The organism is Oceanobacillus sojae (genome assembly GCF_900162665.1).
Classification (GTDB): domain Bacteria; phylum Bacillota; class Bacilli; order Bacillales; family Amphibacillaceae; genus Oceanobacillus; species Oceanobacillus sojae_A.
Genome location: NZ_LT727810.1, coordinates 73,810 through 91,750 on the forward strand (window position 1 = coordinate 73,810; position 17,941 = coordinate 91,750).

Here is a 17,941-nt window from a genome sequence, read left to right on the forward strand (position 1 = left end):
GGAGGGAACAGATGTTATTAAAAAATAGTGATTTTTATTTATCTATTTTCTTTATTGGATTAAGTATATTTATATTTATACAAAGCCTTCAGATGCCGGAACAAGCACAGCAATTTCCAATGCTGATTTCCATCCCCTTATGTATTTTTTCATGTGCGTTACTAGTCAAAACGGCGATAAGAAAAAAAGGCGATGCTATTTTTGATATAGCAAACATTAGGAAGGTTAGTATACTTTTATTTTTGATGATTGTTTATGTCTTTCTATTACCAATATTGGGCTACTTTATTTCTTCCCTTTTACTTTTTATAAGTACATTTATTATTATGGGTTACAGAAAAATAATATCTGGCTCAATAACGGCAATTGTAGTAGTAACGGCCATCTTTTTTCTTTTTGATACACTTCTCAATATACCATTGCCGCAAAATACATTTATTGGATAGGACAGTTAGGAGGCAATTCTCATGGATGGTTTTTTAATTGGGTTACAAGAATTAGCTCAACTATCAAGTATCCTTTTCCTATTATTGGGCGTTATTATTGGATTAATAGTAGGAACATTACCAGGTATGAATGACAACATTACAATCGCTGTATTAATACCAGTTACTTTTGGTATGGATCCCCAACAAGCGATTATGTTACTTGTAGGTATTTATTGTGCCACATGTTTTGGAGGATCTTTCCCAGCAATTTTATTAAAAATTCCTGGAACAGCTTCTTCTGTGGTAACAACCATTGATGGATACCCAATGAGCAAGAAAGGACTAGCTGGTCAAGCTTTAGGAATATCAACGGTTAGTTCTACAATTGGAGGAGTTATAAGTGGCATTGTACTAATAACGTTATCGCCATTTTTAGCAGCACAAGCTTTAAAATTTGGTCCTCCGGAGTACTTTTCATTAATTATTTTAGGCTTGTGTACAGTGATTGGAATGGCTAAAGGAAATGTTATAAAAAGTATGATAGCTGTTTTAACAGGGTTGTTTATTGCTACAATAGGGATGAGTCCACAGACAGGGTTCGCCCGATTTACTTTTCAACAGGCTGACTTACTAGACGGTATTCCTCTTGTTCCTTTAATGATAGGTTTATTTGGTGTTACTGCTGTATTAGAATTATTTGAAGTGCCTAAAGTAAAAGATGTTGAAGCTAAAACAGAGAAAGTAAAAGTTGGAAAAATACTGCCTGATAAAAAAATGTTTAAAAGGCTGACGCCAACGATATTATATTCTGGAGGTTTAGGGACAATTGTTGGGATACTTCCAGGTGCAGGAATGATTATGGCTGTATATATGGCTTATGATCATACGGTGCGCAGATTGAAAAAGAAAGTGAAAAACTTTGGAGATGGTGCCCCGGAAGGAGTAGCTGCTCCTGAAGCCGCAAATAATGCTGTAGTTGCCAGCTCGATGGTTCCTTTAGTTTCTTTGGGTGTGCCGGGAAATTCAGTATCTGCATTATTTATAGGGGCGTTAATGATTCATGGTTTACAGCCAGGCCCTTCTCTTTTTAATAACAATCCGGAAGTTGCTTATTTATTAATTATCGGTTTTTTAGCAGCTTATATATTTATTTTTCCTTTAGGCTTGTTAATGGCAAAGTTCTTAACAGCTACGATATTAAAAGTACCAAAAGAATTATTGGCAGCAAGTATTGTTATTCTTTGTTTTACAGGTGCTTTTGCGTTTAAAAACAGTCTGTTCGATTTGTGGGTTATCATTGCTTTTGGAATCGTTGGCTATCTGTTTAACAAATTTAATATTCCTTTTTCTGCTTTGATTTTATCGGTAGTTTTAGGTGCTCTATTAGAAAGTAGTTATCAACAAAGCATGGTACTATCTAATGATTCCTTCACAATATTCTTTACACAGCCGATAAGTTTGGGATTGTTAATTGCAGCAGCATTATTTGTTTTCTACCCTGTGTTTTCTGCAATGTTCCGAAGAAGAAAGGATGTCGAATAAAATAGCTTATGAAGGATGCAGCTATTAGCTGGAAAGTTGTGTTCTTCCTTCATTATCTTTCATATTTTAAGAAAGGAGTTATCTATTTTCAAAGAGTTAAATAATATATTGTAATATTAAAGTGAATGATTAATATAAAAGTATCATAAAATCAAAAGGGAGCATGATGTAATGTCACATAAAGATTTTCATGGAATTATTCCTTATTTAATAAGTCCAATAGATCAGGATACCGGGAAGGTTAAATACGATGTTTTAACTGCACTTACAAAAGATTTAATAGATAAAGGTGTTCATGGATTAAGTCCGCTTGGAAGTACTGGAGAAGTACATTATCTTTCCTGGGAGCAAAAAATAGAAGTCGTTCAGACAGTAATTGATGCAGCTCAAGGACAAGTGCCAGTTATACCTGGTGTATCCGCATACACAACAAATGATGCGATACATCAAATAAAACATTTTGAAAAGATGGGTGTAGATGGGGTTGTCCTCATCTTAAATACATATTTTAAACTTTCTAAATCGGAAATTCATGATTTCTTTAGAACGATTGCTAAAGCTGCATCATGTCCAATTGTTCTATATAATAATCCTAATTTTAGTGGTGTAGATCTAACATCTGAAATTGTCATTAATCTTGCTTCAGAACCTAATATTAAATATTTTAAAGATGCTACTGGAAACACAGGAAGATTGCTTACTATTATGAATAAAGTAGGCGATAACTTAAAAATATTTAGCGCATCTGCACATATTCCTTATTCTGTCCTGGAAATGGGTGGAGTAGGCTGGATGGCTGGACCTGCATGTATCTTTCCAAAAGAATCTATCTATTTATATGACTTAATATGCTCTAAAAAATGGGAAGAAGCACTTGAGGTTCAAAGAGAGCTATGGAAAGTGAATGAGATTTTTCAAAAGTATGGTCTGGCTGCATGTGTTAAAGCTGCATTAGAAATTCAAGGTTATGATGTAGGAGAACCGATTCTTCCGTTAAAACCATTAATGGAGGATGAGAAATCTGTTATTAGAAATGTGATAACTCAGTTGAAGATTAATTAAGTTCATATTTTTATTGGGATTTTTGAACATACTGGATAATATAATTAAAGGATAAATTGTTCAAATTAATCTTAAATAGTTATAGTGAATTTGTTACGGATTATAAACTCTACTGAATCATCTAAACTGCTTTTTAAAAAGGTAATCTGATAACAATAAGCCAACAATTGACTGAGTTTTGTGAGGGGAATCAAAGAAATATTGACAATGAGGTAAAAAATAAACCATGTCTAAGTCTAGGCATGGTTTATTTTGAACTTATGGGTAAATATGTCAACAAGTGTTATACTTGAATTTAAACACTTTGGGTTACAAATAGAATGATTACAAGTAATGATGAAAATAGGATATCGGGAAAAATATATATCCTGAGGATAGATTTAGTATCTTTACGTGTAGTGTTATCCTAAGTCATTGATAAAGATACAACATTTCCAAGGTTTGTAAAGCAATAACAGTAAGCATAAATCCATTTTATAGGTAAATGGATATTAAAAGAGTTAAACTAGAGGTGTTCATTTCGACCTTCACACATCCGTCAATACAACTTCTACTCCTTCTTCCTCACAAGTCTGTAAAAATCCTTCATCAATACCTTTGTTGGTAATAATCGTATCAATCTTACTTATATGACACAACTCTAAAAAGTCCGGTTCACCAATTTTTGAACTATCTACTAACACTATAACCTTTTTAGCTTTTTTAATGACCGCTTTTTTAATCATTAGCTCATCAATACTGGAGGTAGTGAGTATGCCTGCTGGAGTTATTTTGGGAACACCGATAAAAGCTATATCAAAATTCATAGCGTTAATCATTAATTCAGCGAAATACCCTTTGCTGGAACCAGTTTCTTTTTCTAAATCACCGCCAATAAATACGACTTGCAAGTTGGGGCGATTGTTTAATTCAACTGCTGTTGATAAGGTTCCGGTAACAATTAACAGTCTTTTTTCATTAGGAATGGAATGGGCAAGGCAATATCCCGTAGTACTGGAATCAATAAATATCTTATCCCCGTCATTAATAAAAGAGAGACCTGCTTCAGCGATCTTTTCCTTTTCTTCTCTGTTCATTAAAATTCTTAACTCATAAGGCCGTTCAGCTAGTAACCTATCAGAATGAATGATTGCTCCCCCATGTGATCGAACAGCTATTTGCTGGGTAGCCAGCTCATCTAAATCTCTTCGCACAGTCATTTCAGTGACATTAAATATTCTAGATAAATTTCCTACCTCCACGCGTCCTTTTTCACGCAATATTCTTTCTATTTCCTTTAGTCTCTCTTCTCGTAACATTAAGTTTCCTCCTAGAATACTATCGTTAAGATCATTATAGCTATTTATATGGCTATTAACAACAATTATGTTTGTTTATGTTATATTATGTTTGTTTAAAAAATAAAATGTTGACATAAACGATAACGTAATATACCATATTGATTATCAAATAGATATAATTTTTTGAAAAGGAGGCTAGATTTATAGATATTCTTATCAATGGTTAAATAACCTTTAGCACAATACAACGTATTATAGGAAGTCATTACAATTATGCTGGAAAGTGCTGCTAGAAAAATAATCTAGCTATGTTTTTGAAATTTAAAGAAAGCGTTTTAATTATTAAATATAAGTAAGAGAATATTATTTTTAAGGAGTGACAAACATGTCTAAATACACAACAGTGAAAGATATTAATGCTGCTGAATTTGAAAAATTCGGCAAGGTAATTGAGATTCCCAATACACCACCTCCGAAAGTAGGGGAGGGTTGGGATTGTTGGAATTACATTGCTATGTTAGATGTCTCAGAACCGATAGGAATGGGATTAGTAAATACAAAACAAAGAGAGCTTATAGTAGATGCAATGGAACGTCATGTCAGCAGAGAAGAGTTGTTAATCGCTTTAGATAAAGAAATCATTCAGCCTGTAGCACTTTGTGGCGATATAGATGATCCAGATGAACAGCCGGATATCTTGACTGTGCAATGTTTTCGGATTAAACCTGGCCAGGGCATAGTAATCAATAAAGGAGTTTGGCATAGCCCTGCTTATCCGGTTAATGAAGATTCTACGTATCTTTTTGCAATTGAAAAGAAACCAGATAAATTTGGTGATGAAATGGTAAATCCTTGGGTGCCTTTTATTAATGGGGGAAAAGTTGAAATGAAATTTTAATGAGAAGAATAAGGGACTCTCTCTTTCGTTTTTATCATGTTGAATGTTGATAGAAAAAATTTGTTATTAAAGGAGAAATAAGGGTTATGAAAAATAGAAACATGGGTTTATTAATCTTTTTAATACCTATTGGTGTTGCGGTTAATTTTGTTGGTGGTCAAATTGCTGTTTTATTGAAGTTGCCTTTATTTTTAGATACTATCGGGACATTTACTATTGGAGCAATTGCTGGACCATTTGCAGGTATCCTTGTTGGTTTGCTTACCTGTTTAAGTATTTCAATTACAAATCCTCAATCGCTATTCTATGTCATTAATTTCATGCTGATGGGATTATTAGCGGGATACTTGGCTAAAAAAGGATTTTTTACTACTGTTCCCAAAACAATTGGAGCCGGTGCCATTATGGGGCTGATTGTCGGGATATCAGGAAGTCTGATTTCTTACTTTCTATTTAACGGATTTGGTGTTAGTGGAACAGGAGTACTAGGCGGAATATTAATGGGATCTGGAGTGCCGGTATGGGCTAGTGCATTTATATCTAATATGTCAGTAGATATTATTGATAAAGTTCCGACAGCATTGGTGGCTTACTTGATTATTAGAAATATACCGCAAAAAACACTTGTTAAGCTGCCAAATGGTAATGTCTTTTTGAACGCATATAAAAAATAAACGGATTGTTCAGGAGGGGTGCATGATGGACGAGACATTTATAAATTCTTATCGTAGTCCACAATTAAGTAAGAATTGGCTTTTAAATTTGAATCCTTTGAACAAAATTAATATCTATATAGCTTTAGGATTAATTACGTTATTCTTTCAGCATTGGCAAGTGAACGTTGTGATAACCTTGGTATTTATTTTGTTAGCGGTTGCAGCCGGCTGTTTCAAAAGTTTTATCGGTCCATTTCTGAAACTTGGTTTGGTTATTGGTCCTTTCTTTTTCATTGTGCGTGCTATCTTTTGGCCGGGTGAAAATATGATATTTAATTATGGAATTATTAATATTACACAGGAAGGAATTGACTTAGGTATTCAATACGCGACGATTATGTTAGTCGTTTGCGGAATTCTTGTCCTTTGTACGGTGACGATAAAAGCAGAGGATTTAACCTATTCCTTAGAAAAAATCGGCGTGCCGCACAATGTTAGTTTCATGATTTTGTCATCGCTACAGTTGATTATTGATTTAAAGGATAAAACAAAAGTCATTATGGATTCACAAAGGTCCAGAGGGATCGAGACAGAGGGGAATGTGTTTGTCCGAATCAAAGCATTTGTCCCTGTTCTAAGTCCACTATTCTTGGGGGCAATTTCTGGGGCGGAGGAAAAAACAATTGCCATGGATGCTAGAGCATTCTCATCTGCCAATCCTAATACGCATTTGCGTTTTCTTCGTCCTACACCAGCTTTGGAAAAAATATTGGTGATACTAGTGGACATTCTTATTTTGGGTCTGATTATTTTGGGGGTTGTATTATGAGTTATATTGAATTGAAAAATGTATCTTATAGATATCCGCTGGCTGAAGCAGATGCTTTGAAAAATATTAATTATGCTTTTGAAGAAGGTAAACTTTATGGCATTATCGGTGAAAATGGCGGTGGAAAAACAACTTTTTGCGATTTAATAAAAGGTCTGATTCCCAGTTTTTATGGAGGGGATTTGACGGGAGAGGTTTTTATTAAAGGAAAAGAGATCCGTGAGTGGGAAAGCAGCGCATTAGCTTCAACGATTGGATATATATTTCAGAACCCTTTCACCCAAATCAGCGGCATCAAAGAAACGGTTTTTGAAGAAATTGCTTTAGGGTTAGAGAATTTAGGCGTGGAAAGAGAAGAAATTATTGATAGAGTCATTAATGTTGTTAAACAGCTAAAAATAGAACATTTAGTTAAAAACAATCCAAATAAACTTTCTGGCGGGCAGCGGCAACGAGTTGCTTTTGCCTCCATTATTGCGATGGAAACAGACATTCTTGTAATCGATGAACCAACTTCCCAGTTAGATCCGAAGGGTACATCCGATATATTTGAGATTATTCATTTATTAAAAGAGCAGGGCAAAACGATTCTTCTTGTGGAACATAAAATTGATTTAATAGCTGAATATGCGGATGAAGTTTTAGTTATTAAACAAGGAGAGTTAATTACGAATGGAAAAACCAGTGACGTATTTTCCGACGTGAATTTATTAAATGAAGGTGTGAATATTCCACAAATTGCCTTGCTGAGTAATGATATGAAGGAACAAGGCAAACCTTTCGATACCTTTGCTATTACAAGATCTCAAGCAAGGGAGCAAATTCTGAAAAAAGGTAGTGAAAAGATATGTCATTAGAAGTTAAAGATGTCTCTTTTGCTTATCCAAATGGCTATGTAGCAAATGAAAACCTTCATTTTACTATTGAAAAAGGCGAACGTGTTGCGATTGTCGGACAAAATGGTGCCGGGAAAACAACAGCGGTAAAGTTATTGAATGGATTGCACAAGCCTACCAAAGGAGATGTATTAGTAGATGGTACAAATACTAAAGATAAAACTGTAGCTCAAATTTCCCAATATGTAGGCTATGTGTTTCAGAATCCTGACGATCAAATTTTTAACAATACAGTGAAGGCTGAACTGGAATATTCTTTTAAACATTCTAAACTGACCGATGAAGAAATTAATAAACGGGTAGAACGGGCGGCTGAGCTGACAGGTATTCAGCAATATATGGATATGAAACCTTTCGATATTCCTTACTCGATTAGAAAATTTGTTACTATTGCTGTTTTTGTTGCACTGGATACCCCCTACTTGATTTTAGACGAACCAACCGCCGGACAAGATATTAATGGGATTAATCGGCTTGCCGAATTGATGAATATCTTACAGGGGGAAGGCAGGAGCGTTATCACCATTACTCATGATATGGAATTTGTTGCAGACAATTTTTCAAGAGTGATTGCAATGGCCAATAAACGTATTATAGCGGATGATTCTGCAAGAAATATATTTTGGAATAATGATATTGTAGCAGAATCAAATATTAGCAAACCGCAAATAGGAGAATTAGCAGAAGATATAGGGAGCGATAATAAGATTTTATTTAGGCATGAGTTACTGGAATATCTTACCCGATTATAGCGGGTTTCTCTAATGAATGCAGTATAATAGCAAAAAACTATATGCAAAGGGAATGAAACAAGTGGAAAATAAATATGACTTGGTTGTTTATGGAAGCTTAAATATGGATTATGTTGGTTATGTAGATAAATTGCCGAAACCTGGTGAGACTGTTGCTTCGAATTCTTTTAATATAGGACCTGGCGGGAAAGCAGCAAATCAGGTAATTACAGCAGCAAAATTAACGGCAACAACAGCAATGGTCGGACGTGTTGGTGATGACCATATTGGAACAGTGATGAAAAATGAATTAGCTCAGGCTGGCGTTGATGATGAGAATGTATTGATTTCACCAGGGATTCAAACCGGTATTGCGATGGTAAGTGTGGATCAATCTGGTAATAATTCAATTGTTACCTATAAAGGTGCGAATGCTATTTTAACAGAAGAGGATGTTACGCATTCGTTAGATAAATTAAAGCGGGCGGAAGGAGTAGTTCTTCAACTGGAGATGGATAAACAAGTCGGAGAATATACGATTCAAATGGCCTCTGATTTAGGTAAAAAAATCATCTTAAATTTAGCTCCAATTGTAGATATTGATTCCGAAGTTTTGAAATTAGTTGATTTATTAATTGTCAATGAACCCGAATCCTCATTTTTATCAGGTATGGATGTGAATTCTGTTGATTCAGCTAAAGAGGCAGTAGAAATCATTTCCCAAATAGGTATCGATAATATTGTTATCACTTTAGGCGGGGAAGGAGCGGTTTTTAAGACGGGAGATATAATTAAACATTACCCTGCTTCTAAAGTAAATGTGGTAGACACAACAGGAGCTGGAGATTGTTTTGTAGGCGCTGTATCTTTTTTCTGGATTAGAAGTGGTGATTTGGATAACTCGGTAAAAAATGCAGTAAATGTTGCAGCGCTTTCTGTTACGAAACAAGGAGCTATTACATCCTTACCTTCTTTAGCAGAGTATGAGCAATTTATTAATAAAGAAGAATTTGATTTTCATCAACTAAATATTTCTAAATAAAAAGTTACCACTTTAAAAAAGACAGTGAAAAAATAGTTATGACATTGGAAACTACGATAAGAGAAATAGATACAAAATTATTGTATGCTATTTTGTATTTGAATCGAAGTGAAAGGAACGGATGTAAATATGATAGAAGTAGAAGATGCCAGACAAACATTAGATGATGAACAAAGTATACAAGCATTTGATGATATCGTTTATCAAAGGGTGCTAGGAGCCAGCAAGCATATTAGTATGATAGGCGATATGATTGAATCTATTGCGTTAATCGGAGAAAAGAATCATGCTTCCGTACATAGTGTAGTAGATAAAATCAAAACCCTTTCCCAATACTTCATTGAAACAAGAGGTGCAGCCAGTCAGGCAATTAGTAATGCCATTAATATTATGATAAAAAATATTGATGAAGTAAGAAACTTAGATGTGGAAGAAGCGTCGAAACTTATCATCCAAAAAAAGAATAATTATCTGATTCAATCAGAGAAAGCAATAAATAAAGTAGTGAAGTATGGGGTTGAAGCTGCTTCATCCATGAATACAATCATGGTTTTTGATTACTCTAGTACGGTAAATAAATGGCTGCAAAACTTAAACAATGAAAATAAAAATTATACTATCGTTATACCGGAAAGCAGAATAATTAATGGTGGTTATCCCTTTATAGAAGCGTGCCGAGAAGCTGGTCATCAGATTAAATTTATCCCGGACGCAGCCATTATGTACTATTTAAAGGGATGTGATGGAGCGTTTTTCGGTGCGGAAACTTTTTATCCAGATGGTACAACTTTTAATACAACAGGTTCAGATATCGTTGGATTAGTATGTAAAGAATTCAATATTCCACTATACGTGCTGACCCCAATGATAAAAGTTGATATAAGAGCGATATATGGCTATAAAAAGCAGCTAAAAATAAATGATTTAACAGAGGAATTAGCCTCTAATTGGGATTCAAATCTAAAAAGCAAGATCGACTTTAATTGTCCGGAATTGCTTGGCGTTGAGCCAAAATATATAACCGCAATAATTACTGAAGAAGGAATCATTCCTGCTAATCAATTATTTAACAATAGTAAAAAATTTCATGATAGCTTGAAGGGGGAATAACTAGTGAGTAGAATAAATACAAAAGGTCTAGCGTTGTCCATGGTTCAGCCTGATCCATTACCGGGGAGCTATAGACATACTAATAAAAAAATAACGGAGATAATTGATCATTCCTTAAAAGAAACCGAAATGGTGCTGGAGAATGGTTTTGACGGAATCGTCCTCCAAAATATGAATGATATGCCAATTAAACAAATTGCTTCGCCGGAAGCTATCGCTTATATGACTCAAATAGGAGATGCGATAAAAAGGGAGTTCCCTGATCAGGTATTAGGTGTGTTGATGAACTGGGATGGAGTAGCAGGCTTATCAGTAGCAGACGCAATTGGCGCAGATTTTGTAAGAGTGGAACATCTGTTTACCGGTGTAGAAGTAACAAGTGCAGGGTTACTGGAAGCGCAATGTGTAGAAATAAACGAACTTAGAAAAAGAATAAAAAGCGATGTCCCAGTATTTGCAGATGTATATGAGGTACATGGTGTACCTTTAGGAGCAAAGCCTATTCAAGATGCAGCATGGGAATCTGTACATGAGGCATTTGCAGATGGTCTATTTATTGCAGGGAAGAGTCCAAGCGAGAGTTTAGAGTTAGTAAAAAAGGCAAGGACAAAAGTGAAAGACACACCAATATTCTTAGGCGGAGGCGCAACAGGAGAAAATGTCTATGAACTGCTGCAGCATTACGATGGTGTATGTGTGGCTACCTGGATTAAGAATGGGGATATGAAGAATCCAATAGACCCTAAGCGTGCGAAGATTTTTATGGATGAGGTAAAGCGTGCTAAAGGTGCGGTAAGTGGAGTTTAGATTTTAAGAGAAGGATAGCTATCAAAATAATGATGAAATCGACTGGTTTATAATGAAAATAGCCCGCAAAAATTTTATTGTTTATAAAATTTTTGCGGGCCTATACATGTGTAATTATTAATTTTGTATTGAAAATAACTTTAAGCATAAGGGTACTCCAGCAGAAAATAACACGGTGACTTATAAAGTTATTTATCAGTAGGGATTATATATAAAGACAAAATGTTTAGAAATAAGCTGTTATGGAATTTCCATATCATATAGAAAAAAGCAGGCTTTATCACACCAATGTATGAAATAACCTGCTTATGGAATATCTGTCCTTTACTGATCCCACTTTATCCCTGCATCAGCCTTAAAAACTCCAATAATTTTCTCCGTGGTTCATCGCCAAGTTCCTTAATAATATGCAAAAGCTGTGCTACATCTTCAGGCATTTCTTCATCTTTAGATTGATACTCCTTGCCACGAATTAAATAGTCAATAGAAACATCAAAAATATCTGCTAGCTCAATAATAGTTTCCAATGAAGGTCTTCTATCGCCTCTTTCATAAGAACCATATACGTTGTCGGTAAAACCAAGTTTCGAACTCATCTCTGTTTTGGAATAATCATATTTTTCTCTAAGATTTTGTAAACGCAAGCCAAATCCTTTCATGGTACCACCTCTATCTTATTTTGCAGAAAACGTAACACAAATCGAGGGGATATCTAATAAAACACACGAAACGTGTTGACAATTACGAATTATTCTATTATTATAAGTGAATAACACACGAAATGTGTGTTGAAAGAATTTTAAATGTCAGAATATTTTTTGAAAATAGGAGAGTGATAAATTTGGGTTGACACAAAAGAGTGACTTTCAGAAACCGCATTTACCTTCTTATGATGTGTACTATAAAATAGAAATTTTCATTAACTAAATTAAAAAACAAGGAGCAATTAATTAAATGTCAAAAATTAATTCAACAAATCTTATTCACCCTAAAGTAGAAATATCAAAATACCGATTACAACAATCCATAACGCATTCCGTAACACCGTCCGTAGCATATGAATTCGCAACAATTGAAAGTGCAATCCAAGCTGTTAAAAGAGAAGATAACCAGGAATATTATGGAAGGTATAGTAATCCAACGACAATGGAATTAGAGGAGAAGATATCTTTTCTGGAAAATAGTGAAAGCGCTTTATCGGTAAGCAGTGGAATGGCCGCTATTTCAAGTGCTATTTTATATTGCGTCAATGCAGGTGACCATATCTTAGTGACCAAAGATATTTATGGCGGCACATATAGCTTTTTAAAAAACATAGGAGAAAGATTTCATATTCAGTTCGATTATATTGATATGACTACTGCGAAAACAATTGAGAAGCACATAAAGTCCAATACCAAATGTATTTTCATAGAAACGCCATCCAATCCTGCTTTACAAATATTGAATATCCGTCATGTAGCAGATGTATGTCATGCCCACGGGCTGAAATTAATCGTCGATAATACATTTATGACGCCTATTTTCCAAAGACCGTTAGATAACGGAGCAGATATTGTTATCCATAGTGCAACGAAATATTTAAATGGGCATGGAGATGTGTTAGGTGGGATTGTCGTAGCTAATAAAACCATTATTGACGAAATGCGAAGAAAAGTAATGGGGGATTTAGGCCAAAATCTAAGCAGCTGGGATGCGTACTTTATTATCCGGGGACTGAAGACGCTAGGCGTTCGGATGGAGAAGCATGAAGCTAATGCTAAAAAGGTAGCGGAATTCCTGCAAAATCATTCCAAAGTACATAAAGTCCATTATCCAAAGATTACCGAAGATTTAAAGGATCAAATGTATGGCACTGGCGGGATTGTTTCATTTGAATTGGATACAGACAGGGAGAATATTTTTAAATTTATCAATGCGTTAGAAATGCTTAAAATATCCTACAGTTTAGGCGATCCGGAAACATTAGTTCAACATCCTTCCTCCATGACGCATAGTGCGATGTCATTGGAAAGTCAAAGCTATCATGGTGTAACGGAAGGTTTGATAAGACTATCCATTGGTTTAGAAAACGTGGAAGATATCATTTCAGATATTGAAAATGCGCTTTATAACGTGCGTATTCATAGTAAAACTCTATCAACACTAGTGTAAGAAAGGGAGGAGAATTATCTAGTGAACCGGGCAGCTATTTTTTCAAATACAGACATTGATGTTGTTATTTTATTGAAACCGGAGTTTGTTTATTATTTTTCAGGTTTTAATCCAGTGTTAAATCATCATGATAATGCCATCGTTATTTCAGCAGAGGATAGTAAAGTAAGTTTGCTCACGCACAGTATTCGTTACGAACATGCCAAAAAAGATTCCTTTTTAGAGTCTTCTCAAATATTTGCTCATGGGCACTGGGGAAATACAGCATTTGTTCATAAAGCGTTTATCCCAAGTTTATTGTTGCTAATGAATGCTTCCAAAGAGAAATTAAGAATCGGTATTGATTTTGAGAGTACGCCTTATCAGTTTATTAAGAAATGGAAAGAACATCGCAGTAATTGTGAATTTGTAGATGTTGGTGAAGTTATTAAAAATGCCATGCTTGTAAAGGATGAAGAAGAGATTAATAGAATTCGTATTGCTTCTAAACTAGCAGATGCATCCATGGAAAAAATGATTGAGTTGGTTCATGCCGGAGCAAATGAAATAGAGATTACAACAGAAGGGCAGTATGTTATGAGAAAGCTATGGGAGCAGTCTTATAGTGATTATGAAATTTCTGGATTTGGTGGTAAGCAGGGCGGAATCATAGATGATCTTCATTGTTGGCTTTTAACGAATCAGCGAATATCTTATGGATGTGACTGTCCTCAGAAGATAGAGGTAGATACAGCTGATATTTTACTGCCGATGGTATGGGCAACAATTGGTGGATATCATGCAGAGAATGAAAGAACATTAATTTCTAAAAACGTAAGCGATTACAAGGAAAGGGCATATGAAGCAATGCTGCATGCAAGAGAAGCGATATTCGAAAATCTAAAACCTGGAAATACGTTTTCCAGCTTATATGAATATGCAAAAGAACAGTTTATTCAATTTGGATTTGAGGAAATATTGCCTGGAAGAGTGGGACATGGTATTGGATTACATCCGCATGAGTATCCATCGATTGAAGCAGCCAATCATATCATTCTTGAAAAGGGAATGGTCTTGACTGTGGAACCGGGATTAATGGAAAAAACATGGGGTGGAGTACGGCATTCCGACACCGTCGTTGTTACGGAAGATTCATTTGAAATACTTACTAAAACGGATAGAGGAACATTACTTATTTGAGGGTGGAGAGGATAACATGTTGAAAAAATTCCTGATTTTCGCATTCGTATGCATGTTTTTGATAGGATGCAGCAGCAATGAATCAGATGCAGAAAAAACAGGCAGTGATGAAATTGAGTCTTTTACTTTTGCATTACCAATTGATACGCAGGCAATTGAGCCATTTAACGGAACCAGTACTACTTCTGCGACAGTAATCTATCAAATGTTTAATGCCTTAACAAGAACGAGCCCTGAAGGAGAGGTGCAAGGTGATCTAGCAGAATCATTTGAACGTATTGATGAACTGACATGGCAATTTAAGCTGCGTGAGAATGTGGCATTCCACAATGGAGAGGAGTTCAATGCAGAAACAGTAAAGTACAGTGTGGAAAGGATGCTGGATACTTCCAAACAATTTGGATTAACCAGTGACTACTTATTTATTGATAGCGTGGAAATTGTGGACGACTATACGGTGAATATTATTACAAAAGAGCCGAATAATGGAACGCCGCTCAGCCTCATTTATTTATCAATGGTACCCAAAGAATATATTGAAGAAAATGGCGATGAGTACTTTGCAGAAAATCCAATTGGTACAGGGCCTTTTAAGTTTCAAGAATATGCAAAAGATGCTCATGTAAAGTATGAGAGATACGATGACTATTTCAAAGGGAAAGTAAATATTAAAGAATTGACGTTTAAACCGATTCCAGAAGAATCATCACGTATTGCAGCTCTTGAATCTGGTGAGGTGGATCTGATTACAGATGTATCAATTAATCAGCTCAATCGATTAGAACAAGCAGAAAATTTGGTCGTGGAATCCTTTCCAACTACCCGAGTGAGTTATATTGGCTTCAATATGAGAAAAGACAGTGAACTGATTCAAAATGAGTCATTTAGAAAAGCACTAAACTATGCCGTGAATGTCGATTCCATTATCGAAAACTTATTAGAAGGAAATGGCGAGACTATACCAGCAATATTTCTAAGTCACTTTAATGGCTACAACAGTGGTATTGAGCCGTATGCATATGACGTAGAAAAAGCAAAAGAATTATTAGAAGAGTCAGGATATGATGGAGAAAGTCTTGAGTTAGCTATTGCAGCAAATACAAAACAGCTGCCTGTTGTAGAGGCAGTAGCAGATATGATTCGCGAGATTGGTGTCAATGTAGAAGTTGTTCAGAAAGAAAATGTGTTAATGCGTGAAGAAGTTGCTGCAGGAACCATATCCGATCTATATTTCTTTAATATTGGCGGTGCTTATAATTCATCCGAATTAATGTCTCGAATTGGCTTTGGATCAGTACAAAGATATTCTACCTTCTTTAACAGTGAAATGGATGAATTAAGAGTTGCTGCGAATAGTGAAATGGATGAAGAAAAGTCTGAACAGCTATGGCAGGACTATCAAAATAATATTTACGATATAGCACCGGCAATATTTCTATATCAAGAGTATGCGTCCAATGTTTTAAGTAGTGCGTACACAAATTATACGCCAAGAGGAGATGAACTCATTCTTCTGGAAGACATTGAAAAAAATGAATAAACTGGAGTGATATTCTTGTTCCATTATATTTTAAAAAGATTATTACAATCGCTCATTGTATTATTAGGTGTTTTAGTCATTGTATTTTTTACACTCCGTTTGTCTGGTAATCCAATCGATGTCTTGCTGCCGCCTGGTGCTTCAGAAGAAATGGTGGAAATATATACAGAGCAATTAGGCTTGGACAAATCCCTTGTCGCTCAGTTTGGAATCTATTTAAAAAACATTTTTCAAGGTGACTTTGGTACATCCTATTATTATAAAGAAGCGGTAACCGGTGTTATTTTTGAACGGTTGCCTGCCACTATTCAATTAACGTTATTCAGCTTCTTGTTCACATTAATCATTGGCATACCAGCTGGCGTATACTCCGCTTTAAAAAGCGGGAAAGCAAGTGATTATATTGTACGGATTTTCGCATTGATCGGTCAATGCATGCCGGTTTTTTGGGCAGGACTGCTTTTAATTATCGTATTTGCCGTTCAATTAAATCTATTTCCTACGCAGGGAACGGGCAGTTTTAGACACTTAGTATTGCCATCTATCACCTTGGGACTATACTCAGCGGCTACAACGGTAAGACTGCTGCGATCTTCTATGCTGGAGGTATTAAGCAAAGATTATATACAGGTTGCTACATCGAAAGGGTTATCAAAAAGAAAAATTGTATGGAAGCATGCATTCAAAAATGCAGTCACTGCCATATTAACCGTATTAGGGATACAGGTTGCCGGGCTGCTGGCTGGTTCCATGATTGTTGAAACTGTTTTTTCGTGGCCAGGCATTGGCCGGTTAGTAGTACAGTCCATCAATAATCGTGACTTTGCCGTTGTGCAGGCTGTGGTTATATTAATCGCCAGTATATACGTTGTTATCAATCTTCTTGTTGATATTTTATATTCAATAATTAACCCGCGGGTTAGATTGATGAAGGGAAGTTCAAAATGATTCGTCAAATAGTAAAAAATAAAGTAGCATTATTTTCTGTTTTGGTTCTAATACTGGTTGTCTTATTTGCGGTATTTGCAGAATTTATTGCACCATATTCCCCGGAGGACCAACATATTGAAAGTAAACTGCTGCCTCCAGTGTGGGATGAGAATGGTAATAGCAGCTTTATCCTGGGTTCGGATGAGTTAGGCAGGGACGTATTAAGCAGGATTATTCATGGGAGCAGGGTATCTTTGATTGTCTCATTATTTGGAACCCTCCTTGCATTAATTATCGGAACTGTTATTGGAGCAATCAGCGGGTACTATGGTGGAAAAGTAGATGCGATATTAATGCGACTAGTCGATATCGTATTAGCATTTCCTTTTATCTTGTTAGCCATCTTTGTTATCGCTATTACAGGACCGAGTGTTTTCAATATTATTATTGTTGCCGGATTTGCCACAGGTGTCAATTTAGCCCGAGTGATTAGAGGTGAAGTATTACATGTGAAGGAAAATGATTTTATAGAAGCTACACATTCCATTGGAGCGAACAATTTTCGAATTATTGTCCTTCATATCCTGCCGAATATTGCAAACGTGCTCATCGTTATCGCAACGTTAGAAATGGCGAATTTAATTCTTCTTGAGTCTGCGTTGAGTTTCTTAGGACTTGGTGTGCCGGCTGAAGTACCGACATGGGGAAAGATGCTAGCTGAAGCAAGAACGTTGATTATTTCCAATCCATGGAATGCTATTTTTCCTGGGTTGGCAATTACGATTACGGTGCTGGGAATCAATCTGTTTGGGGATTGGTTGAGAGATTATTTCGATCCTAAATATGTTGAAAAGTAG

18 protein-coding genes are annotated in these 17,941 nt (G+C 35.5%); 16 read left to right on the forward strand and 2 right to left on the reverse strand.

What is annotated here, in order from left to right; genetic code table 11:
* Positions 1-11: 11 nt before the first annotated feature.
* From BN1068_RS04170 to BN1068_RS04180, 3 genes are all read left to right on the forward strand, one after another.
* Positions 12-446 (forward strand): tripartite tricarboxylate transporter TctB family protein, encoded by a 435-nt coding sequence (locus tag BN1068_RS04170; RefSeq protein ID WP_175637065.1) that lies wholly within the window; start codon positions 12-14, stop codon positions 444-446.
* A 21-nt stretch (positions 447-467) separates the two neighbouring features.
* Positions 468-1,970 carry a tripartite tricarboxylate transporter permease gene (locus tag BN1068_RS04175; protein WP_077601585.1) on the forward strand — a complete coding sequence of 501 codons (1,503 nt, stop codon included), beginning with the start codon at positions 468-470 and terminating at the stop codon, positions 1,968-1,970.
* Positions 1,971-2,141: 171 nt separating this feature from the next.
* Complete coding sequence (locus tag BN1068_RS04180) at positions 2,142-3,032, forward strand: dihydrodipicolinate synthase family protein (RefSeq protein WP_077601586.1); 891 nt, start codon at positions 2,142-2,144, stop codon at positions 3,030-3,032.
* Between the two features lie 527 nt (positions 3,033-3,559).
* Here BN1068_RS04180 and BN1068_RS04185 read toward each other — a convergent pair.
* The gene (locus BN1068_RS04185) at positions 3,560-4,330 is read right to left on the reverse strand and encodes a DeoR/GlpR family DNA-binding transcription regulator (RefSeq protein ID WP_077601587.1); all 771 of its coding nucleotides are present in this window, start codon (positions 4,328-4,330) and stop codon (positions 3,560-3,562) included.
* 367 nt (positions 4,331-4,697) lie between these two features.
* On the opposite strand from BN1068_RS04185, the gene BN1068_RS04190 reads away from it, so the two are divergent.
* The 8 genes from BN1068_RS04190 (at position 4,698) to BN1068_RS04225 (ending at position 11,281) form a co-directional block, all read left to right on the forward strand.
* Positions 4,698-5,210: an ureidoglycolate lyase gene (locus tag BN1068_RS04190; RefSeq protein ID WP_077601588.1), complete on the forward strand. Its 513-nt coding sequence runs from the start codon at positions 4,698-4,700 to the stop codon at positions 5,208-5,210.
* An 86-nt stretch (positions 5,211-5,296) separates the two neighbouring features.
* Entirely contained in the window at positions 5,297-5,884 is a 588-nt protein-coding gene (locus BN1068_RS04195) for a hypothetical protein (RefSeq protein WP_077601589.1), read from the forward strand.
* Positions 5,885-5,909: 25 nt separating this feature from the next.
* Entirely contained in the window at positions 5,910-6,695 is a 786-nt protein-coding gene (locus BN1068_RS04200) for an energy-coupling factor transporter transmembrane component T (protein WP_175637066.1), read from the forward strand.
* Positions 6,692-7,552: an energy-coupling factor ABC transporter ATP-binding protein gene (locus BN1068_RS04205; RefSeq protein WP_077601591.1), complete on the forward strand. Its 861-nt coding sequence runs from the start codon at positions 6,692-6,694 to the stop codon at positions 7,550-7,552. The genes BN1068_RS04200 and BN1068_RS04205 overlap by 4 nt, the downstream gene beginning before the upstream one ends.
* Positions 7,543-8,343, forward strand: coding sequence for an energy-coupling factor ABC transporter ATP-binding protein (locus tag BN1068_RS04210; protein ID WP_077601592.1), 801 nt, complete (start codon positions 7,543-7,545; stop codon positions 8,341-8,343). The genes BN1068_RS04205 and BN1068_RS04210 overlap by 10 nt, the downstream gene beginning before the upstream one ends.
* Positions 8,344-8,404: 61 nt before the next feature.
* Positions 8,405-9,364, forward strand: coding sequence for a ribokinase (locus tag BN1068_RS04215; protein WP_175637067.1), 960 nt, complete (start codon positions 8,405-8,407; stop codon positions 9,362-9,364).
* Positions 9,365-9,493: 129 nt separating this feature from the next.
* Positions 9,494-10,474, forward strand: coding sequence for an IF-2B domain-containing protein (locus BN1068_RS04220; RefSeq protein ID WP_077601594.1), 981 nt, complete (start codon positions 9,494-9,496; stop codon positions 10,472-10,474).
* Between the two features lie 3 nt (positions 10,475-10,477).
* Entirely contained in the window at positions 10,478-11,281 is an 804-nt protein-coding gene (locus BN1068_RS04225) for a BtpA/SgcQ family protein (protein ID WP_217697300.1), read from the forward strand.
* Between the two features lie 338 nt (positions 11,282-11,619).
* On the opposite strand, the gene BN1068_RS04230 is transcribed toward BN1068_RS04225, so the two are convergent.
* Complete coding sequence (locus BN1068_RS04230) at positions 11,620-11,940, reverse strand: helix-turn-helix domain-containing protein (protein WP_077601595.1); 321 nt, start codon at positions 11,938-11,940, stop codon at positions 11,620-11,622.
* A gap of 295 nt (positions 11,941-12,235) precedes the next feature.
* Here BN1068_RS04230 and BN1068_RS04235 point away from each other — a divergent pair, with 295 nt between their 5' ends.
* From BN1068_RS04235 to BN1068_RS04255, 5 genes are read left to right on the forward strand one after another with little or no spacing between them, the layout of a single operon-like run.
* Positions 12,236-13,435: a trans-sulfuration enzyme family protein gene (locus tag BN1068_RS04235; protein WP_077601596.1), complete on the forward strand. Its 1,200-nt coding sequence runs from the start codon at positions 12,236-12,238 to the stop codon at positions 13,433-13,435.
* Between the two features lie 21 nt (positions 13,436-13,456).
* Entirely contained in the window at positions 13,457-14,614 is a 1,158-nt protein-coding gene (locus BN1068_RS04240) for a M24 family metallopeptidase (protein WP_077601597.1), read from the forward strand.
* Positions 14,615-14,630: 16 nt separating this feature from the next.
* Positions 14,631-16,154 (forward strand): ABC transporter substrate-binding protein, encoded by a 1,524-nt coding sequence (locus tag BN1068_RS04245; protein WP_077601598.1) that lies wholly within the window; start codon positions 14,631-14,633, stop codon positions 16,152-16,154.
* A gap of 15 nt (positions 16,155-16,169) precedes the next feature.
* Positions 16,170-17,102, forward strand: coding sequence for an ABC transporter permease (locus tag BN1068_RS04250; protein ID WP_077601599.1), 933 nt, complete (start codon positions 16,170-16,172; stop codon positions 17,100-17,102).
* Entirely contained in the window at positions 17,099-17,941 is an 843-nt protein-coding gene (locus BN1068_RS04255) for an ABC transporter permease (protein WP_077601600.1), read from the forward strand. Before BN1068_RS04250 ends, BN1068_RS04255 begins: the two co-directional genes overlap by 4 nt.

Coding starts and splice junctions, on each gene's coding strand:
- BN1068_RS04170 (WP_175637065.1), top strand. CDS start 12: ATGTTATTAAAAAATAGTGATTTTTATTTATCTATTTTCTTTATTGGA.
- BN1068_RS04175 (WP_077601585.1), top strand. CDS start 468: ATGGATGGTTTTTTAATTGGGTTACAAGAATTAGCTCAACTATCAAGT.
- BN1068_RS04180 (WP_077601586.1), top strand. CDS start 2,142: ATGTCACATAAAGATTTTCATGGAATTATTCCTTATTTAATAAGTCCA.
- BN1068_RS04185 (WP_077601587.1), bottom strand. CDS start 4,330: ATGTTACGAGAAGAGAGACTAAAGGAAATAGAAAGAATATTGCGTGAA.
- BN1068_RS04190 (WP_077601588.1), top strand. CDS start 4,698: ATGTCTAAATACACAACAGTGAAAGATATTAATGCTGCTGAATTTGAA.
- BN1068_RS04195 (WP_077601589.1), top strand. CDS start 5,297: ATGAAAAATAGAAACATGGGTTTATTAATCTTTTTAATACCTATTGGT.
- BN1068_RS04200 (WP_175637066.1), top strand. CDS start 5,910: ATGGACGAGACATTTATAAATTCTTATCGTAGTCCACAATTAAGTAAG.
- BN1068_RS04205 (WP_077601591.1), top strand. CDS start 6,692: ATGAGTTATATTGAATTGAAAAATGTATCTTATAGATATCCGCTGGCT.
- BN1068_RS04210 (WP_077601592.1), top strand. CDS start 7,543: ATGTCATTAGAAGTTAAAGATGTCTCTTTTGCTTATCCAAATGGCTAT.
- BN1068_RS04220 (WP_077601594.1), top strand. CDS start 9,494: ATGATAGAAGTAGAAGATGCCAGACAAACATTAGATGATGAACAAAGT.
- BN1068_RS04230 (WP_077601595.1), bottom strand. CDS start 11,940: ATGAAAGGATTTGGCTTGCGTTTACAAAATCTTAGAGAAAAATATGAT.
- BN1068_RS04235 (WP_077601596.1), top strand. CDS start 12,236: ATGTCAAAAATTAATTCAACAAATCTTATTCACCCTAAAGTAGAAATA.
- BN1068_RS04245 (WP_077601598.1), top strand. CDS start 14,631: ATGTTGAAAAAATTCCTGATTTTCGCATTCGTATGCATGTTTTTGATA.
- BN1068_RS04255 (WP_077601600.1), top strand. CDS start 17,099: ATGATTCGTCAAATAGTAAAAAATAAAGTAGCATTATTTTCTGTTTTG.